This window comes from Kitasatospora sp. NPDC094019 (assembly GCF_044764505.1).
Lineage (GTDB): Bacteria > Actinomycetota > Actinomycetes > Streptomycetales > Streptomycetaceae > Kitasatospora.
On the sequence record NZ_JBIWIF010000003.1, the window covers coordinates 117,444 to 136,189 of the forward strand.

At 74.4% G+C, this 18,746-nt stretch carries 14 protein-coding genes; 10 read left to right on the forward strand and 4 right to left on the reverse strand.

Annotation, left to right across the window (positions count from 1 at the left end; all coding sequences use genetic code 11):
* Positions 1-31: 31 nt before the first annotated feature.
* A complete protein-coding gene (locus ACIQ9P_RS08350) occupies positions 32-1,036 on the forward strand; it encodes a chitinase (RefSeq protein ID WP_402351716.1) in 1,005 nt (334 codons plus the stop codon).
* A 545-nt stretch (positions 1,037-1,581) separates the two neighbouring features.
* Here ACIQ9P_RS08350 and ACIQ9P_RS08355 read toward each other — a convergent pair.
* Complete coding sequence (locus ACIQ9P_RS08355) at positions 1,582-1,902, reverse strand: hypothetical protein (protein ID WP_402351719.1); 321 nt, start codon at positions 1,900-1,902, stop codon at positions 1,582-1,584.
* Between the two features lie 321 nt (positions 1,903-2,223).
* The gene (locus ACIQ9P_RS08360; RefSeq protein ID WP_402351722.1) at positions 2,224-3,723 is read right to left on the reverse strand and encodes an aldehyde dehydrogenase (NADP(+)); all 1,500 of its coding nucleotides are present in this window, start codon (positions 3,721-3,723) and stop codon (positions 2,224-2,226) included.
* A gap of 228 nt (positions 3,724-3,951) precedes the next feature.
* Here ACIQ9P_RS08360 and ACIQ9P_RS08365 point away from each other — a divergent pair, with 228 nt between their 5' ends.
* Complete coding sequence (locus ACIQ9P_RS08365; protein ID WP_402351725.1) at positions 3,952-7,422, forward strand: cellulose binding domain-containing protein; 3,471 nt, start codon at positions 3,952-3,954, stop codon at positions 7,420-7,422.
* Positions 7,423-7,476: 54 nt separating this feature from the next.
* Here ACIQ9P_RS08365 and ACIQ9P_RS08370 read toward each other — a convergent pair whose 3' ends face one another.
* Entirely contained in the window at positions 7,477-8,298 is an 822-nt protein-coding gene (locus ACIQ9P_RS08370; protein WP_402351728.1) for an IclR family transcriptional regulator, read from the reverse strand.
* Positions 8,299-8,409: 111 nt separating this feature from the next.
* Here ACIQ9P_RS08370 and ACIQ9P_RS08375 point away from each other — a divergent pair, with 111 nt between their 5' ends.
* The 7 genes from ACIQ9P_RS08375 (at position 8,410) to ACIQ9P_RS08405 (ending at position 16,068) form a co-directional block, all read left to right on the forward strand.
* Positions 8,410-9,720, forward strand: coding sequence for an extracellular solute-binding protein (locus ACIQ9P_RS08375; RefSeq protein ID WP_402351731.1), 1,311 nt, complete (start codon positions 8,410-8,412; stop codon positions 9,718-9,720).
* Positions 9,720-10,754 carry a carbohydrate ABC transporter permease gene (locus ACIQ9P_RS08380; protein ID WP_402351734.1) on the forward strand — a complete coding sequence of 345 codons (1,035 nt, stop codon included), beginning with the start codon at positions 9,720-9,722 and terminating at the stop codon, positions 10,752-10,754. Before ACIQ9P_RS08375 ends, ACIQ9P_RS08380 begins: the two co-directional genes overlap by 1 nt.
* The gene (locus ACIQ9P_RS08385) at positions 10,751-11,668 is read left to right on the forward strand and encodes a carbohydrate ABC transporter permease (protein WP_402351737.1); all 918 of its coding nucleotides are present in this window, start codon (positions 10,751-10,753) and stop codon (positions 11,666-11,668) included. Before ACIQ9P_RS08380 ends, ACIQ9P_RS08385 begins: the two co-directional genes overlap by 4 nt.
* A 110-nt stretch (positions 11,669-11,778) precedes the next feature.
* Positions 11,779-12,708, forward strand: a complete 930-nt coding sequence (locus tag ACIQ9P_RS08390; protein ID WP_402351740.1) for a 5-dehydro-4-deoxyglucarate dehydratase — start codon at positions 11,779-11,781, stop codon at positions 12,706-12,708.
* Entirely contained in the window at positions 12,708-13,985 is a 1,278-nt protein-coding gene (locus ACIQ9P_RS08395; RefSeq protein WP_402351743.1) for a glucarate dehydratase family protein, read from the forward strand. The genes ACIQ9P_RS08390 and ACIQ9P_RS08395 overlap by 1 nt, the downstream gene beginning before the upstream one ends.
* Positions 13,979-15,232: a hypothetical protein gene (locus ACIQ9P_RS08400; protein ID WP_402351746.1), complete on the forward strand. Its 1,254-nt coding sequence runs from the start codon at positions 13,979-13,981 to the stop codon at positions 15,230-15,232. Before ACIQ9P_RS08395 ends, ACIQ9P_RS08400 begins: the two co-directional genes overlap by 7 nt.
* Entirely contained in the window at positions 15,229-16,068 is an 840-nt protein-coding gene (locus tag ACIQ9P_RS08405) for an NAD-dependent epimerase/dehydratase family protein (protein ID WP_402351749.1), read from the forward strand. The genes ACIQ9P_RS08400 and ACIQ9P_RS08405 overlap by 4 nt, the downstream gene beginning before the upstream one ends.
* A 52-nt stretch (positions 16,069-16,120) precedes the next feature.
* Here the strand turns inward: ACIQ9P_RS08405 and ACIQ9P_RS08410 are convergent, their stop codons facing one another.
* Positions 16,121-17,335, reverse strand: a complete 1,215-nt coding sequence (locus ACIQ9P_RS08410; protein WP_402351752.1) for an amidohydrolase — start codon at positions 17,333-17,335, stop codon at positions 16,121-16,123.
* 198 nt (positions 17,336-17,533) lie between these two features.
* Here ACIQ9P_RS08410 and ACIQ9P_RS08415 point away from each other — a divergent pair, with 198 nt between their 5' ends.
* Complete coding sequence (locus ACIQ9P_RS08415) at positions 17,534-18,718, forward strand: YncE family protein (RefSeq protein WP_402351755.1); 1,185 nt, start codon at positions 17,534-17,536, stop codon at positions 18,716-18,718.
* Positions 18,719-18,746 lie beyond the last annotated feature (28 nt).

Consider the following 18,746-nt stretch of genomic DNA (forward strand, 5'->3'; position numbering starts at 1 on the left):
CGGTACGGTGGATCGACGAAAGCGAGTTGGCATGCGCAAGACCATCGGAGTCCGCCTGACCGCCCCGCTGCTGGCCGCCACTCTCGGGCCGGCCGCCCTCCTGCTGGCCCCGGTGGCCTCCGCCGCGGCGGACCCCGCCGTCGCGGCCGCGCCCGGGATGGCCGTCGCGCCGTACGAGTACCTCGGCTGGGGCAACCCGCAGAAGCCGACCGATGTGATGAAGGCGACCGGCGTCAAATGGTTCACGCTGGCCTTCATCCTCTCCGACGGCGGGTGCAACCCGAAGTGGGACGGCAGCCGCCCACTCACCGGGGGCTCCGACGAGACCGCGATCAAGTCGATCCGGGCGGCCGGCGGCGACGTGGTCGTCTCCGTCGGCGGGTGGAGCGGCAACAAGCTCGGCGAGAAGTGTTCCAGCGCCGGCGCGCTGGCCGGCGCGTACCAGAAGGTGATCGACGCCTACAAGCTCAAGGCGTTCGACATCGACATCGAGGACACCGAGTTCAGCAACGCGACGGTGCGTCAGCGAGTGGTCGACGCCCTGAAGATCGTCAAGACGAAGAACCCCGGGATCGTCACCTACATCACCATGGGCACCACTCCCACCGGCCCCGACGCCACCGGCAAGGACCTCATCAAGCGCGGCGCGGCGGCCGGCCTCGCCAACGACGGCTGGGTGGTCATGCCGTTCGACTTCGGCGGCCACAGCGGCACCATGGGGCAGGCGTCGGTCGGCGCCCTGGAGGGCCTGAAGGCCGCGGTCAAGAGCGCCTACGGCTACAGCGACGACGCCGCGTACCGGCACATCGGGGTGTCCTCGATGAACGGGAAGACCGACGAGGCCGGCGAGACCGTCACCACCGCCGACTTCCGCACCCTGCTCGGGTACGCCCAGCAGCACCACCTCAGCCGCTTCACCTTCTGGGCCGTCAACCGTGACCGCGCCTGCGGCTCCGGCACCGACGCCGACGCGTGCAGCGGCGTCTCGCAGTCCCCGTACGACTTCACGAAGATCATCGTCCAGTACCAGGGCTGAGGTGCCCCTGGGCCGTGGACCGGCGGCGCTCTGCCCGACGCCGCCGGTCCGCACGGCCGGCCCGGCCCGCGAAGCCCGTACGGCCCGCTCGCACCGGCCGTCGCCCGGGTGACTCCTGCGGCTCTCGGCCCGCACGGGCCCCCCTACGGCCGCCGCACCTCGTACGGCTCCCCCCGACACCCGGTCGCGGCCGTCGCGGAACCCTGCCCGGACCGGCCGGTCCGGGCAGGACCGCGAGCACCTCGGGCCGACCCGCCCCGACCAAGGCGCGGCCTCCGGAGAAGTCCCGAGCACGACACCCACCTGCCGCGAGGTGCCACCGACGGCGACCGCCGTGCCGCCGACCTCCTCGGGCGCCGCACTCGTCGCGCCCTCCGCGACCACCGGGCCAACTCGGGCCGGTACCCGCGCCGCCGGGCCGCAGACCACCCCTCAGGGCAGCCCCACCACGTCCGCACACCCACCGCGAACGGTGAGAGCCCGAGGTCACGTTGCCAAGACAGCGTCAGGCGGAGGAAGAGCGCGAACAGCGAGCCCGGCGCCGGTCACACGACCGACGCCCTCCCCCGGCCGCGGGCACCGGTCCGCACCGGTTCGGGTCCCGACGGGACCCGGGCACAGCCGGGAGTGGCGACCCCGACCCGGCCCGTCGGAACCACGTGCGGCTCTCTCCTCCCGGGCGGCTCGCCGATCGGCGGGCAGCGGTCGAGGAACAGCGGCGCCGGTGCCGGTGCGGCCTCCGCGAGTACGTCGGCGTCGGACACCTGCGGCACACGGGTGAGGTGGGGCGCGAGGTGCTCGCGGGTCGACGGCGGAGCGCCGCCGACCACAGTGACGCCGAGCAGCGCCCACCGTTCGCGTCCCACGGCGGGCGGTCACCTTCGGCGGAGTCCGCCCCGGCCTCCGCCGTGCGGACTCGCGCCGCCCGGCCGCCCACCGCCCCGCCCCGCTCCGGCACCACCGGACACTCCTGGGGACGCCCGGTCCGACCGATGCCGTCGGCCGCCGTGACCGGCCGTCCCGTCACGGGCGCGGCGGACGGTGGGCCCGCCCCGGGCACAGGAGGTCACCCACCGGACCTCGGAGTGACGTCGGACAGCGGACCGGGCGCGAACGCGAAGCCCGGCGCGGCAACCAGGCCGCCGTGCCCGGGGGCGGGCGCGGGCTCGGACGTGTCCGGTGCCGGGTCAGCCCTCCGTGCGACCGTTCACCCGACGGGGCACCCCGAGCGGGTTGTCGTCCCGGAGCTCCGGCGGGAGCAGGGTCTGCGGGGTGTTCTGGTAGACGACCGGGCGCAGCCAGCGCTCGGCGGCCGCCGTACCGACCGAGGTGGCGTTGGTGGTGGCGGCCGGATAGGGGCCGCCGTGGTGCATGGCGGCGGTGACGGCGACGCCGGTCGGCCATCCGTCCACCACCACCCGGCCCGCGAGCGCGCTCAGCCGGGCGATCAACTCGGCTGTTTCGGGGCCGTGTTCGTCCTCGGCGAGGTGGACGGTGGCGGTCAGGGTGCCGGGGATCCGGGCCAGCACGGCGGCAGCCTCGGCGGGGGTCCGGTAGCGGGCCAGCACGGCGACCGGCCCGAAGCACTCCTCCAGCAGCGCGCGGTGGCTGTCGCCGGCGGCGAGCCGGGCCGCGGGCACCGCGAGCAGCCGGGGGCGGACGGCCCCGGGAGCGGCCGCACCGATGGGAACAGCGTGATCCACCGGCACCTCGGTCACATCGGGGAGTTCGGCCATCGTGCGGACCCCGGAGCGGAAGGAGGAGTCGATCCGCTCGTCCAGCAGCCGTCCGGTCGTCGCGCCGCCGGCCGCGGCGGCGGCGGCGATCACGGTGTCGCCCGCCGGGCCCTCGGGGAGCAGGACCAGACCGGGCTTGGTGCAGAGCTGTCCGAGGCCCAGGGTGAAGGAGGCGGCGAGGCCGGCGCCGAGCTCGGAGCCGCGGGCCGCCGCGGCCGCCTCGGTGATGAACACCGGGTTGAGGCTGCCGAGTTCGCCGTGGAACGGGATCGGCCGGGGGCGGGCGGCGGCGAGGTCGTGCAGGGCCCGGCCGCCGTGCAGCGACCCGGTGAAGCCGACGGCGGCGGTCAGCGGGTGTTCGACCAGCGCGCGGCCGGCCTCGAAACCGTGGACCACGCCCACCACGCCCTCGGGCAGGCCCGCCTTCGCGGCGGCCCGGCGCAGCAGCCGGGCACAGAGGTCGCCGGTCGCCGGGTGGCCGGGGTGGGCCTTGACCACGACCGGGCAGCCGGCCGCCAGCGCGCTGGCGGTGTCGCCGCCCGGCAGGCCGAAGGCGAGCGGGAAGTTGCCCGCCCCGAACACCGCGACCACGCCCAGCGGCACCTTGGTCCGGCGCAGGTCGGGGCGGGGAGCGGGCCGGGCGGTGGGGTCGGCGTGGTCGATGGTGACGTCCAGCAGCGCGCCGGTCCACGCGTGGTCGGCGAAGGCGAGCAACTGATCGTGAGTACGGGTGAGTTCGCCGTCGAGTCGGGGGGCACCGAGGCCGGTCTCGGCGTCGGCGGTGGCGACGATCTCGTCCCGGGCGGCCGCGAGCAGCTCGGCCGCGGTGCGCAGCAGCCCGGCCCGGAGGGTGCGGTCGGCGAGCACCGGACGGGTGGCCTCGGCGGCGCGGACGACACGGTCCACATCGACCGGGGTGGATGCGGTGCGGCCGGGTGCGGGGCTCGACATGTTCGATCCTCCGTTGGTGTTCACGGATGTGAATGCGCGTCAGACAGCTGGACGGCTGCGCCACGACGGTACGGAGCGTCCGGGTGGGTGGTCAAGGGTCTCCGGCAGGCCATCGGACCAGATCCACATATGTGGACTCAAGTCACGATTTTGGATAGCCATTGACCTGATGGACACCGGTCATCACCATGTTGCTCGGCACCTCACCCCCACCTTTCTGGAGGTCCCTTGTCCACGCGATCGCTCGTCGCACTGACCAGTGCGACGGCTCTGCTGCTGGCGTCCGGCGTCATCGCCGTCGCCGCCGGCGCGGCACCGCCGACCGGCACTCCCGGCCGGGCCCAGGCACAGGCGCAGGAGCAGGCCGGTGCCGCGCTCACCGCGCTCGACCTGTCCAAGGCCAACCGGCGGGCCCCCGTCCCCGGGCTCTACGACTGGTCGAAGGCCGGCTACCGCGGCGGCGCCGACCTGCCCGGCGCCTCCGAGACCACCACGGACGCCGCCTGCCGGATCACCCCGGCGCTGCTCGCCTCGAAGTACAACGTCAGGCCCGACGACAGCAAGGACGACTCGGCCGGACTCCAGTCCGCGATCGACTTCGTGCGCGGCACCTGCTCCCCGGGCGCGGGTTACGGCAAGCTCTCGCTGATCACCCTCCCGGCCGGCACGCTCAACCTCTCCCGGCAGATCGGCGTCGACGCCGACTACCTGGTCCTGCGCGGAGCGGGCAGCGGCACCGGCGGCACCCGGATCGTGTTCCGCCCGGACGCCGACACCCGCTACGACACCCTCACCCCGGACGGCTCCGACTGGGACGAGGACGCGATGGTCTCGGGCGCCGGCAAGGGCGGCTGGCTCTGGCCCGGCCGCGGTGTCTTCCGCGTCCAGTCCCGGGCCGTGCACTCCGCCTACGCCTCGGACTACGCGGCGGCACCCGCCAACCGCAAGGACATCTTCGAGGGCACCGTCAACGTGCACTGGAAGTCCGGGGTCAAACTGCGGGAGAAGACCGGTGACCCCGGCTTCGCCGCCCGGACCGGTGACACCGTCGTCCCGCTGGCCCCGTCCGGCGCGCTGACCGACCTCAAGGTGGGCGGCCTGGTCAACGTCCGGGCCGCCAACTCGCTCAAGTTCTACGCGCAGCAGGACATCCGGCCGGCCGACGGCCCGCTGCTCAACATGCACATGCGCCAGCAGATCTTCACCATCAAGGCGGTCGACACCGCCGGTCGGACCATCACCCTGGACAAGCCGCTGGAGTACGACGTCCCGGTGACCTCGGTGTCGGACGGTTCCGCCCCGATCGACGGCGCCGTGTACGACTCCAAGGCCGCTCCGCTCGTCGACCCGGTGGTCGGCGTGGGCTTCGAGGGCTTCTCGCTGACCCAGGAGATGCCCGGTCTCGATCCGGCGGCCGCCGTGCACGACTACGGCAACATGTCACCGGCCGACGAGATCCACGGCATCGTCTTCAAGTGGGCGGCCGACTCCTGGGTGAAGGGCGTCCGCACCGAGATGACGGGCTCGCACCCGATCGTCACCGAGGAGGCGTACCACCTGCAGATCGTCGACAACCAGCTGGACGGCTCCTGGAACAAGGGCAAGGGCGGCAACGGCTACTTCCGCGGTTCCCGGGTCTGGGACTCGCTCTACGCCGACAACACCTCGCGCAACCTGCGCCACTTCACCTTCCAGTGGTCCTCCTCCGGCAACGTCGCGATCGGCAACGACTTCGACTCGGACGTCAACCTGCACGGCGGGTGGGAGCGCAACAACCTGATCGAACTCAACACCGTGACGGTGCCGTACGAACACCGCTCCGCCAACTGCACCTCCAACTGCGGTGAGGAGGGCGGCGGCGGGCCCGACGCGTCGACCTGGTTCCCGATCTGGTGGGGCGCCGGCAAGAAGGCGGTCAAGTGGTCCGGCTCGACCGGACCGCGGAACGTGTTCTTCAACAACGCCATGTCCAAGCAGGTGACGGCGGGCGCCGGGTACACGGCCTACTACCCCGACCGGCACCGGATCTACCAGTTCGGCTGGACCGGCAACGCGTTCGCGCACCTCGACCAGGGCGGCACGGCGATCCCCGACTGGGCCGGCCGGGAGCAGCTGGACTACACCGGCGGCCACGGTGTGGACGCGAGCCGGACGGACGCGGCGGCCTCGCTGTTCCTCAAGTCCACCGGCGGCAGCACCCCGTCCCCGACCGCCTCCCCGACCACCTCGCCCACCGCCTCCCCGACCGCTTCGCCGACGGCGTCACCCACCGCCTCTCCCACCGCTTCGCCGTCGGGTACGCCCGGTGGCTGCCTGACCGTGCGGACGGCCCAGACCTCGGTCTGGAGCAGCGGGTACGGCATGAACGTGTACATCCGGAACAACTGCGCGACTTCCACGCACGGTTGGTCCGTCGCCTTCGACCTGCCGGCCGGAACGACGGTCACCAGCAGCTGGTCCTCCACCCGGACGCAGACCGGACAGCGTCACACCTTCACCAACGCCTCCTACAACGGGGACATCGCGCCCGGCCAGGAGGAGAGCTTCGGCTTCAACGCCGGCGGCCTCGGCCTGCCGTCGGGCTGCACGGTCAACGGCGCTCCCTGTGCCGGCGGTTCGGGGCCGGGGACGCCGACGGCGAGCCCGACGGCCTCACCCACCGCCACCCCGACCCCCACGGCCACGCCGACCGCCACCCCGACGGTCACGCCCACCGTTCCGTCCGGCCCGGTCGTGGACGTCGCGACCGCCGCCCAGCTCACGGCCGCGCTGGCGGCCGCCGCGCCGGGGCAGACGATCCGGCTGGCACCCGGCGAGTACCACGGCGCGTTTCTCGCCCGGCGGGCCGGGACGGCGTCCGCGCCCATCACACTGACCGGCCCCCGCACCGCCGTGCTGGTCAACGACGGACCGAGCGGGGACGCCCCGGCCTGCCCGGAGCCCACCGCCGGCTGGGACTCCGGCTACGGCCTCTGGCTCTCCGCCGCGCCCTACTGGAACCTGACCGGTTTCACCGTGAAGGACTCCAAGAAGGGTGTCGTCCTGGACAACTCGCCGCATGTCGTGGTCGACGGCCTGTACGTCCATCACACCGAGGAGGAGGGCGTGCACTTCCGCCGCTCCTCGGCGGACGGGGTGCTCCGCAACTCGGTGATCGAGTACACCGGTCTGGTCCAGCCCGGCTACGGCGAGGGCGTCTACCTCGGCTCGGCCTCCTCGAACTGGGCCTGCCACGGCAACACCGGCGGGGTCGACCGCTCCGACCGGGTGCTGGTGGAGAACAACCGGATCGGCCCGTACGTGGCGGCCGAGGCGATCGACATCAAGGAGGGCACCTCGGACGGGATCGTCCGCGGCAACACCTTCGACGGACGCGGGATCTCCGGCGAGAACTCGGCGGACTCCTGGGTCGACGTCAAGGGCAGCGGCTACCGGATCGAGGACAACCGGGGCGGCTTCGCCGCGCCGGGGACCTTCGCCAACGGGTACGAGACCCACAACCCGTCCACCTCGCCGTCCTTCGCCAACGGCTGCGGCAACGTCTGGCGGGGGAACACCTCCGACCTCGGCGGGGTCGGGGCCTACGCGATCAGGATCACCTCGCCCTCGGCCTGCGCGGGCCGGCCGAACGTGGTGTACGCCTCCAACACCGTGACCGGGGCGGTCTCCGGGCTGACGAACATCCCGGTCACTCCCTGATCCGCGGTGCCCCGGCCACGGCCGGGGCACCCTGCCCGCCCGAAGGCGGACGGATCATCTGATCCCGTGCCGCCGGAGGGTGGTGGCGAGGGCGGTGGTGTGCGCCACCACCGCCCGTGCCACCCGGTCCACCTCCAGCGACGTGGCGACCTCGGCCGGCATCGAGCAACTGATCGCGTCGGTGGCGGGGATCCGGTACGGGACCGGCGCGGAGATGCAGGCGATCCCGACGGTGCCCTGCTCCGATTCCAGGGCCCAGCCCCGGTCCCGCACCTCGGCGAGTTCGGCGTGCAGATCGACCCGGTCGGTGATGGTCTCCTCGGTGAACTCCGCCAGGGTACGGGGCAGTACGGCGTCCACCTCCTCGGTGGTCAGCTCGGCCAGCAGGGCCTGCCCCAGCGCGGTGATGTGCGCCGGCAGCCGACGGCCCACCCGGGAGATCACCCGGGTGCTGTCGCGCGACTCCCGACTCGCCAGGTAGAGCACGTACGCCTCGTCGCGGCGGGCGAAGTGCACCGTGTAACCGATCTCCGCCCGCAGGTCCTCCAAGGCGTCGAGCGCATGGGGCAGGGCGGGGTCGCGGTCGAGGTAGGCGGTGCCGGCCAGCAGGGCGTGCGGTCCGACGCCGAACGCGGAGCCGCCCTCGTCGGCCTCGACCCACTTGACCTCGCGCAGGGTGCGGACCAGCGCGTGCAGGCTGCTGCGCGGATAGCCGAGCCGTTCCTGCAGCTCCGCGAGGGTCAATCGGGTCGGCGAGGCCGCCAGGGCCTCCAGGATCCGCACCGTGCGCTCGGCCGACTTCACCGTCGCGATGTCCGACTGGGCTGGGGTCATGTCCACCGTCCGGTTGGGTGCTTCAGGAGTGTTGACGGTCATGGTACCGAACGTTAACTTCTCCTTGAAGCGCTGCCATATCCAGAGATTCTGTCCATATATGTAGACGGGAATCCGATGCTCAGCAGAAATGCACGCCTCCGGACGGCCGTCATGGCCTCCGCACTCGTCCTGACCACTGTCGCGGGATGCGCCTCGGGCAGCCCGGGCGGTTCGGGCGCCACCGACGACAAGTCCGCGTTGGAGATCTGGGTCCGCAAGCCCCCCGGCTCCAACACCGAGAAGACCCACCAGAGCCTCGCCGCCGCGTTCACCACCGCGACCGGTGTGCCCACCCGCGTCACGGCACTGTTCGACGACTTCGAGACCAAGCTCCAGCAGGCCGCCGCCCAGAAGAAGCTGCCGGACCTGATCGTGAACGACACCGCGCAGCTCGGCACCCTGGTCAAGCAGGGACTCGTGCGGCCTGTCGACCGCGGCGCCCTGGCCGGCGGCGACCGGCTGGTCCCCGCCGCCTGGGACGCCGCCAAGGGGGCCGACGGCAAGTACTACGGCGTCCCGTTCTCCGCCCAGACCTTCGCTCTCTTCGTCCGCCGCGACTGGCGCGAGAAGCTGGGCCTGCCGGTACCCACCACCTGGGACCAGCTCGACGCCCTCGCCGCGGCGTTCACCACCCGGGACCCGGACGGCAACGGCAAGGCCGACACCTACGGCTACGTCGTCCCCGGCAGCACCAAACGCGGCTACCTCGACTGGTACTTCTCCAGCTTCCTCTGGGCCGACGGCGGCGACTACTTCACCGGCTTCCCCGGGAACCTGAAGCCGGCGGTCGACAGCCCCGGTTCGCTCGCGGCGGCCCGGTGGCTGCAGAAGCAGTTCTGCGCGGACCGGAGCGTCACCCCGGGCGCCGTCACCACCGAGACCACGCAGGCCCACCCGCTGTTCGAGACCGGCAAGGGCGGAATCTACTTCACCGGCCCCTACAACCTGGCCCGGTTCGACAAGAGCCTCGGCCAGGACAAGTACGAGATCGTCGCCCTTCCGGCCGGCCCGGCCCCGGGCGGACGGCCCGCCGTGCTCGCCGAGGGCGAGAACATCTACCTGATGGCCGGCTCGCGCAACCCCGACGGCCAGCGGAAGTACGCCGAGTACCTGATCGGCACCGAGGGCCAGCGGACCGGCATGGCCGGCGACACCGACGGCAACGTGGTCCGGCTGCCGGTCAACCAGGACGTGGACCTGGGCTCGGTGCGGACCGACAAGCGCTGGCAGGTGTTCGACAAGGCGTTCCGCGACTCCGGCCGCTACGTGCCCGCCGTCCCGGAGTGGACGCCGTTCCGGCAAGCGTCCGCCGAGGCCCTCAACTCGCTCGCCGCCGACTGCGCGGCCGACCCGAAGGCCACCCTGGGCAAGCTCGCCGGCACCTTCGCCACCGAGCTCAAGAAGCAGGGAGCCGGCTCCTGATGGCGGCCGCCGATGTCACCGCCGGACCGGCCGGACCGGCGGCGGGGCCCGACGGCGGCACCGCACCGGCCGCCGGACGCGCGCCCGCCGACCGCCCCCCGGCGCCACGGCCGCGGGCGCGCCCGCGGCCGTGGCGGCACCGGCTGACCGGCGGCCTCACCCCCTGGCTGTTCCTCGCCCCCGCACTGCTGCTGTTCGGTCTGTTCAAGTTCCTGCCGATGGCCCGGGCCCTGGAGATGAGCTTCCACGAGGTCCGCCCGTACCTGGGCGACCGGTGGGTGGGCGGCGCCAACTACCAGCAGGTCGTGACCGACGACGCCTTCCTCCAGGCGATCTGGCACACCGTCCTGCTGGCCGCCGGTCAGACCGGCGGCTCGCTGGCGCTGGGTCTGCTGCTGGCCCTGCTGCTGGAGGGCACCGCCCGCCACCTGTGGATCGTCCGGACGGCCGTCTTCCTGCCGGTGGTCACCGCGATGGCGGTGGTCGCCGAGGTGTGGCGGATCCTCTACCACCCGGCGGCGGGCGGCGCCGTGAACACCCTGCTCGGCTGGCTCGGCCTCGGCCCGTCGCAGTTCCTCAACGACCCGGACACCGCGCTCTGGTCGGTGATGGGCGTCGGGATCTGGCGGGGCGCGCCGTACGACATGATGATCTTCCTGGCAGCGCTGGCCGGCGTCGACCGCACCCTGTACGAGGCGTCCGCCGTCGACGGTGCCGGCACCGCGCGCCGCCTCTGGCACGTCACCCTGCCGGCCCTGCGGCCCGCCTTCGCCGTCCTGCTCACCCTGGCCGCCGTCCGCGGGCTGCGGGTCTTCACCGAGATCTTCCTGCTCACCAACGGCGGCCCGAACGGATCCACCGAGGTCCTGATGACACTGGTGTACAAACTCGGGTTGGAACGCGACGAGTTGGGGGTGGCCGCGGCCGGCTCCATGGTGCTGCTGGGCGCCACCGTCGTCCTCACCCTGGCCCTGCGGGCACGACGCGGCGAGCCCCGCGCCCGACGGCACGCGGTCGGGACGGCGGGCCGATGAAGCGCCGGACCGCCACAGGCCCCACCATCACAAGCCGGACCACCCGCCAGAGCTCCCGCCGGACCACCACCGTCCCCGACACCGCCCTCGGCCTCGCCACCCGCCGCGGCCCGCTCGCCGTCCTCTCCCGCACCGCGCTGTACGCGCTCCTCGTCCTGGTCTTCGCCGGACCGCTGCTCGCCCTGCTGGCCAGCGCCTTCTCCAAGGTCACCGACCCCACCGCACTCACCCTGCTGCCCACCCGGCCCACGCTGGAGAACTTCCGGGCCGCGTTCGACCGCGACGTGCTGCGCTACCTCGCCAACTCGCTGATCGTGGTCGGCGGCGCCCTGCTGCTCCAGATCGCGGTCAGCGTCTCCGCCGCCTACGCGATCGCCCGCCGGCGCTTCCCGGGCGGGCGGCTCGTCCTGCTGCTGATCCTCGGCACGATGATGCTTCCCGAGGAGATCCTCGCGATCCCGCTCTCCATGGTGCTCTCGGACCTCGACCTGATCGGCACCCTCGCCGGGATGATCCTCCCGCTCGGGGCGTGGGGCTTCTCGATCCTGGTCACGGCGGAGTTCATGAAGGAGATCCCGGTCGAGCTGGAGGAGGCCGCCCGCCTCGACGGCGCCGGCGATCTGCGGATCTTCTGGTCCGTCGTCCTGCCGCTGTGCCGCCCCGCGCTGGGAGTGATCGGCATCTTCGGCTTCACCATGATCTGGGACCAGTACCTGCTGCCGATGCTGGTCGCCACCGACGCGCGGCAGTTCACCCTGCCGGTGGCGCTGCGCACCCTGCGCTCCGACGAGGAGGTCGGCATCGGGGTGCTGCTGGCCTCCGCCCTGCTCGCCCTGCTGCCGAGCGTGCTCGCCTTCCTGGCGATGCAGCGGCAGTTCATGCGCGGCCTCACCTCCGGCGCCGTCAAGGGCTGAGCGCCCGCCCCACCCCGCCCCATCTCACCTCACCTCACCCGGTCCCACCTCACCCGGTCCCGTCCCACCTCACGTGCTCCCGGTCATCGGATCGTCAGACAGGAATCCCCATGCGCCTGCACGGCCTGCTCTCCTTCCCCCTCACCCCCTTCACCCCGGACGACAAGATCGATCTCGCCGCCTACGCCGAGCACCTCGAACGACAGCTCGCCGCCGCCCCGGCCGCCCTGTTCGTCGCCTGCGGCACGGGCGAGTTCACCGCGCTCGGTCCCGACGAGTACCGGGACGTCGTCGCCACGGCAGTCCGGGTCGTCGACGGCCGGGTCCCCGTCGTGGCGGGCTGCGGCGGCGGCCCCCGGCTGGCCCGCGAGTTCGCCCTCGCCGCGGCGGCCTGCGGAGCCGACGGACTGCTGTTGCTCCCGCCGTACCTGGTCACCGGCACCCCCGGCGGCCTCGTCCGACACGTCCGCTACGTCGCCGAGGCCACCGCGCTGCCCCTGGTCGTCTACCAGCGGGCCAACGCCGTGCTCGACCCGGCCGCCGCCGTCGCCCTGCTCGACATCCCCACCGTCACCGGTCTCAAGGACGGCCTCGGCGACGTCGACGCGATGCTCCGCCTGGTCACCGCCGTCCGCACCAGCGGCCACCCGCGGGCCGCCGCGTTCGGCTTCCTCAACGGGCTGCCCACCGCCGAACTCACCGTCCAGGCGTACCGGGCGATCGGCGTCGAGAGCTACTCCTCCGCCGTCCTGTGCTTCGCCCCCGACCTCGCCCTCGCCTTCCACCGCGCCGTGGAGCGCGGCGACGAGCACGCCGTCCGTACCCTGCTCGCCGAGTTCTACCTGCCCTTCGTCGCCCTGCGCGACCTGGTCCCCGGCTACGCCGTCGCCCTGGTGAAGGCGGGCGCCCGCCTCGGCGGCCTCGACCTCGGGCCGGTCCGGCCCCCCTTGGTCGACGCCGCCCCCGAACACGTGGAGCAGCTGGCCGGGATCCTCGCCCGCGGCCGGGCCGCGCTCGCCACCCTGGACGGGGCCGCCTGATGCGGATCCGCGAGGTGGTCGTCACCCCCGTCGCGTTCCCCGACCCGCCGCTGCTCAACTCGGCCGGCGCACACCAGCCCTGGGCCCTCCGCGCCGTCGTCGAACTCCGCTGCGGCGACGGCCTGGTGGGTCTCGGCGAGACGTACGGCGACGCGCCGCACCTGGCCCTGCTGCGCCGCGTCGCGCCCGCCGTCACCGGCCTCGACCCCTTCGACACCAACGGCCTGCTCCGCCGGATCGCCGGCGTCCTCGGCACCGCCGACTCGCCCGACCGGCACGGCCTGACCGGCGCTTCCAGCCCGCAGCGGACCACCCTGAAGGTGCTCAGCCCCTTCGAGGTGGCCTGTCTGGACCTCCAGGGGCAGTTGACCGGCCGACCCGTCGCCGACCTGCTCGGCGGCCGGGTCCGCGACGAAGTCCCGTACGCGGGCTACCTCTTCTACCGCTGGGCCGCGCACCCGCCGCAGGCCGGGCCACTGCCCGACCCGGGCGGCGATCCGTACCCGGAGGCGCTGGACGCGGGCGGGATCGTCGCGCAGGCCGGACAGATGGTCGAGCAGTACGGGTTCCGCTCGCTCAAGCTCAAGGGCGGGGTGCTGCCGCCGGAGGAGGAGGTCGAGGCGATCCGCGAACTGCGCGCCGCCTTCCCCGAGCACCCGCTGCGGCTGGATCCCAACGCGGCCTGGTCGGTGGAGACCTCGGTCCGGGTCGCCGGCCGGACCGAGGGCCTGCTGGAGTACCTGGAGGACCCGACGCCCGGCATCCCCGGCATGGCCGAGGTGGCCCGCCGCGCCCCGATGCCGCTGGCCACCAACATGTGCGTCGTCGCCCCGGACGACCTCCCGCCCGGCTTCGGCGCCGGCGCCGTCGGGATCGTCCTGGCCGACCACCACTACTGGGGCGGGCTGCGCCGCTCGGCCGAACTCGCCGCCGTCTGCCGCACCTGGGGCGTCGGGGTGTCGATGCACTCCAACAGCCATCTCGGGATCAGTCTCGCCGCGATGACCCAGCTCGGCGCCGCCCTGCCGGAACTCACCCACGCCGCGGACACCCACACCCCCTGGCAGCACGGCGTCGACGTGGTCGCCGATCCGCTGCCGATCACCGACGGGGCCGTGCGGGTGCCCGACGGTCCCGGCCTCGGCGTCCGGCTGGACCCGGACGCGCTCGCCCGGCTGCACGAGAACTACCTGCGCTGCGGTGTCCGGGAGCGCGACGACACCGCGTACCGCGCCCGGTTCGAACCCGGATACCGGAAGCGGCGCCCCCGATGGTGAGCCCGCGCGTCTCCGTCCACGCCTACCCGTGGGACGTCCTCGGCGACCCCGGCTTCGCCGGCCGGGCCCGGGCGACCGGCGCCGACGCCGTCACCCTGGCGCTCAGCTACCACTCGACCCGCGCCGCCACCCCGCACCACCCGCGCCGGCGGTTCGTCGACGCCCACCGCGGCGCGCTCCACCGGCCGGTGCGCGCACCGGTGTGGGCGGGCCGCCGGCTCGCGCCGCTCGGCGCCGACTGGCTGCCCGGGGACGACCCGGGCGGCGCCGCCGTGACCGCGCTCGCCGGGGCGGGTCTGCCCGTCACCGCCTGGATCGTCCTGGCCCACAACGGCCGCCTAGGCCGGCTCCATCCCGACCTCGCGGTGGTCAACTGCTTCGGCGAGCCCTACCCGTACGCGCTCTGCCCGTCCGCGCCCGAGGTCCGTGACCACTGCGCGACCCTGGCCGCCGAGGCCCTGCGCGACCTGCCCGCCGGCGCCGTGCACGGTGTGTCGCTGGAATCCGCCGGCCAGCTCGGCGCGGTGCACGCGGGGTGCCACGAGAAGACCGACGGCGCCTACGGGCCGACGGCGCTGCGGGCGCTGTCGGTGTGCTGCTGCGAAGCCTGCCGCGCGGGGTGGCGCTCCACCGGGTCGGACCCGGACGTCGTCGTCGGGCAGCTCCGCCGGTCCGCGGAAACCGGGGCCGCACCGCCCGCCGAGGTCGGGGCGGTGGTGCTCGCCGTCCGGCACGCGGCCGCCGACGCGCTGCGCGGCGGAGCCCTCGCCGCCGTGCGCGCCGCCCTGCCCGGAGTGCCCGTCACCCTGCACGCCCACCCCGACCCGTGGGTCACCGGCCCCTCGCCCGGACTCACCGCCGCGGCCGCCGGGGACGTCGACGCCGTGCTCGTGCCCTGCTGGCCGACCGGTCCGGAGAGCGCCGAACTGGTGCGCCGCGCCGTCTCGCGCCATCCGGTGGTGGACGCGTACGTCACGCTGCTGGCGCCGGCCGACCCGGCCCTGCTGCCCGGCCACGTCCGCCGCCTGCGGGCGGCCGGGGCGAGCCGGCTCAGTCTGTACCACCTGGGTCTGCTGCCCGTCGACCGGCTGCCGCTGGCCGCCGCCCTGGCGGCGGAGTTCCGCGCCACGGGACCCACCGCGCCCACAGCCACAGCCTCAACCGCACCCGCCGCACCCACCGCCGACTCCCCCGCACCCCCGGCCGACGGCGCGCACGCGTCCGGCGCCGAGATCGGAGCACCATGACCGGCCCCGTCCAGCGCACCGGCTCCGTCCAGCGCACCGGCACCGTCCTGCTCACCGGCGCCGCGGGCGGCGTCGGCACCTTCCTGCGTGAGCGCCTGCCCGCCCACGGCCACCGGCTGGTCGCCGCCGACCGGCTGCCGGTCCCCGGAGACCCCGACGCGCTCCGCTTCGACCTGGGCGACGCCGAGGCCGTCCGGGCGGCCGTGCGCGGGGTCGATGCCGTGGTGCACCTCGGCGGCATCTCGGTCGAGGACGGCTTCGAGGCGATCCTCGACGCCAACATCCGCGGCACCTACCACCTGTACGAGGCCGTGCGCCGGGAGGGGGTGCGCCGGGTGGTGCTGGCGAGCAGCAACCACGCCGTCGGCTTCCACCCCCTCACCGGCGGGACCCCCATCGGCTCCGACCTGCCGCCCCGCCCCGACACCTACTACGGCCTGTCGAAGGCGTTCGGCGAGAACCTGGCCACCCTGTACTCGGACAAGTACGGCGTACAGACGGTCTCGTTGCGGATCGGCTCCTGCTTCGCCCGCCCCCGGTCGGTGCGGATGCTCTCCACCTGGCTCAGCCCCGACGACTGCGCGCGCCTGGTGCACGCGGCGCTCACCGCGCCGGACGTCGGCCACACCGTGGTCAACGGCATCAGCGCCAACACCCGGGCCTGGTGGGACCTCTCCTCCGCGCGCGCCCTCGGCTACCGCCCGCGGGACGACGCCGAGCGGTACGCCGGGGCGGTGCTCGCCGAGCACGGCGAACTCGACCCCGGCCATGTCGACGCCCGGCTGATCGGCGGTCACTTCACCGAGACCGAGCCTCCGGGGGGTGCCGCCGGGTGAGGCAGCGCGGGGACGGCCGCCTCGGGGCCGCCCCCGTCGGGGAGACGGTCCCTCAGTCCGGCAGGCGGCCGTCCCGGGCGACCACCCGGCCGGCCCGGACCACGAGTTCGCGCGGCGGCAGGTCGACGACGACCTGCGGGAGGCACTCGCCGGACACCAGCATGAAGTCGGCGGGCGAGCCCGGCGCCAGGGTGGCGCGCGGCAGGTCGAGCAGTTCGGCGCCCCCGTCGGCGGCCAGCGCGAAGCACGCGGCGAGGTCCTCGTCCGTCCTGGCGTCGGTGGTCCAGCCGAGCAGGTGGGCCCGGTGCAGCATGTCGGCGTTGCCGTACGGGCTCCAGGAGTCCCGCACGCCGTCCGAGCCGAGGCCCACCCGCACTCCGTGCGAACGGAGTTCACGGAACGGCAGCACCTGGTGCGCGGAGGGGGCGACGGTGGTCAGGCCGACGCCCGAACCGGCGAGCAGGCCGGCGAGTTCTTCGAGCGGGCCGCCGGTCAGCTCCGGGACGCAGAAGGCATGGCTGACGACGACCCGGCCGGCCAGACCGGCGGCCTTCGTCCGCGCGGCGATGTCGCGCAGCGGGCCGAGCCCCCGGTCGCCCCGGTCGTGCAGATGGACGTCCACCCGCAACCCGTACCGCTCGGCGAGGTCGAAGACCAGGTCGAGCTGGGCCGGGCCCTCACCGTCCGACCCGCCGTCGAAGCCGGCCGGGTCGATGCCGCCGACGGCGTCGACCAGCCCGCTCGCCGCGGCCTCGGCCAGCAGTGCCCCGGCCCCGGCCGCGCGGCGGACGCCGTGCTGCGGGAAGGCGACCAGCTGCACGTCCAGCACCCCGGCCAGCCGCTCCCGCGCCTCGGCGAGCCCGGTCACCCCGGCCAGGCCGAAGGCGGGGGCGACGTCCACGTGCGCCCGGACGGCCCGGGTCCCCGAGGCCACGGCGTGGGCGAGCAGCCGGTGCGCGCGGTCGACGAGCGGGGTGCGCTGGTGGCGGTACAGGTCGACGTCGCCGTCCACGTACTCGGGCAGCGACCCGGCCGGGCGGCGGCTGTACCAGGGCTCGCCCCAGGCCGTCTTGTCCGGGTGGATGTGCGCGTCCACCAGGGTGGGCAGCGCGATCCGGCCCGCGCCGTCGACCAGCCGCGGTTCGGCGCCGTCCGGCAGGCGGTCGACCAGCAGGCCGTCGACGGCGTACAGGTCGACGGCCCGTTCGGCGCCGTACGGGCGGACGTTGCGGAAGGCGGTGACGACGGGGGCGGTGGGTCCGGCCATGGCGGGTGGGCCTCTCTCGGTGCGACGGCGCTGGTGGAGGGGAACCACCCAGTCTCCCGGGGACTCCCGGCCGGGGGGATCGACCGATCGGAGGACACCGCCGTCCACCGACCGTCGCCAGCGGAGGGGCCGAGCCGCCGATTCCCCGGCGGGACCGGAGGGTGGAGGGTGGGAGGCGGACCAGTCCGAGGAGGAGCCGTGACCACCCGTGCCGTACTCGCCCGCATCGCCGTCCCGACCGCGCTGACCGCCGCGCTGCTCGGCGGCTGCGGCACCCCGGACCCCGCGCCCGCGCCGACGTCCGCCCCCGCTCCGACAGCCGCGCCCACGCCCACCTCCACTCCCGCGCCCACCCCCACGCCCGCCCCGGCCGATGGCTCCCGCGCCCCCTCCCCCACCCTGCTCGTCACCGACTTCGGCGCCGACACCGTCACCTTCGTCGACCCCTCCCGCCCGGGCGGCGCCGCCGACCTCGGCTCCGTCCGGGTCGGCACCGCCCCGTACGGGCTCGCCGTCGCCCCCGACGGCACGGCCTGGGTGGCCACCGCCGAGGGCGTCGCCGCCGTCGACACCCGTGCCCGCGCCCGCACCGCCCTCGTTCCCCACACCACCCGTACCGGCCCGGTGACCACCGGTGAGTACCGGGGCGGCGGCATGGGCATCGCGCTCTCCCCGGACGGCACCCGCGCCTACGTCGGCGTCAACGTACCCGGCGGCAACGGCACCCTGGAGGTCGTCGACACCGCGACCAGGACGGTCGTCCAGGTGGTCCCGGTCGGCCGCCGTCCTTTCGACGTGGACGTCTCCGCCGACGGCCGCCAGGTCTATGTCACCGACCACGACTCCTTCGACGTCACCACGGTCGACACCACCACCTGGACCACCCGCCGGATCGAGGTCGCGCCGTACGGCACCGAGGGCGGGCTCGGTTCCTGGCTCAAGCCGCACTACGCCGCCGTCCGCCCCTCCGACGGCGCACTGCTGCTGCCCTTCGAGGGCGAGCGCCTCGCCGTCGTCGACCCGTCGACCGGCCGGGTCACCGTCGAGCCGATGACCGCCAACACCCACCAGCACGGCGTGACCGCCGCCCCCGACGGCACCCTCTACGTCGTCGGCACCGGCCCGATCGACCCCGCCGTCGACGCCGGACCGACCCTCACCGTCCGCGCCCCCGACGGCGGTGAACGCCTCGTTCCGCTCGACGGCCCGCACGAGACCGTCACCCTCTCCCCCGACGCCCGCACCGCGTACGTCTCCGGCGGCTTCACCCGCGAGGGCGGCTGGGACGGCCTCACCGTCGTCGACACGGCCTCCGGCCGCACCACCCGCCTCCCCGTCGGCCACCTCCCGCTCGCCGTCGCCGTCCTCCCGGACCGCCCCTGAGGACGGCTCCCGAAGGACTCGCCGAGGC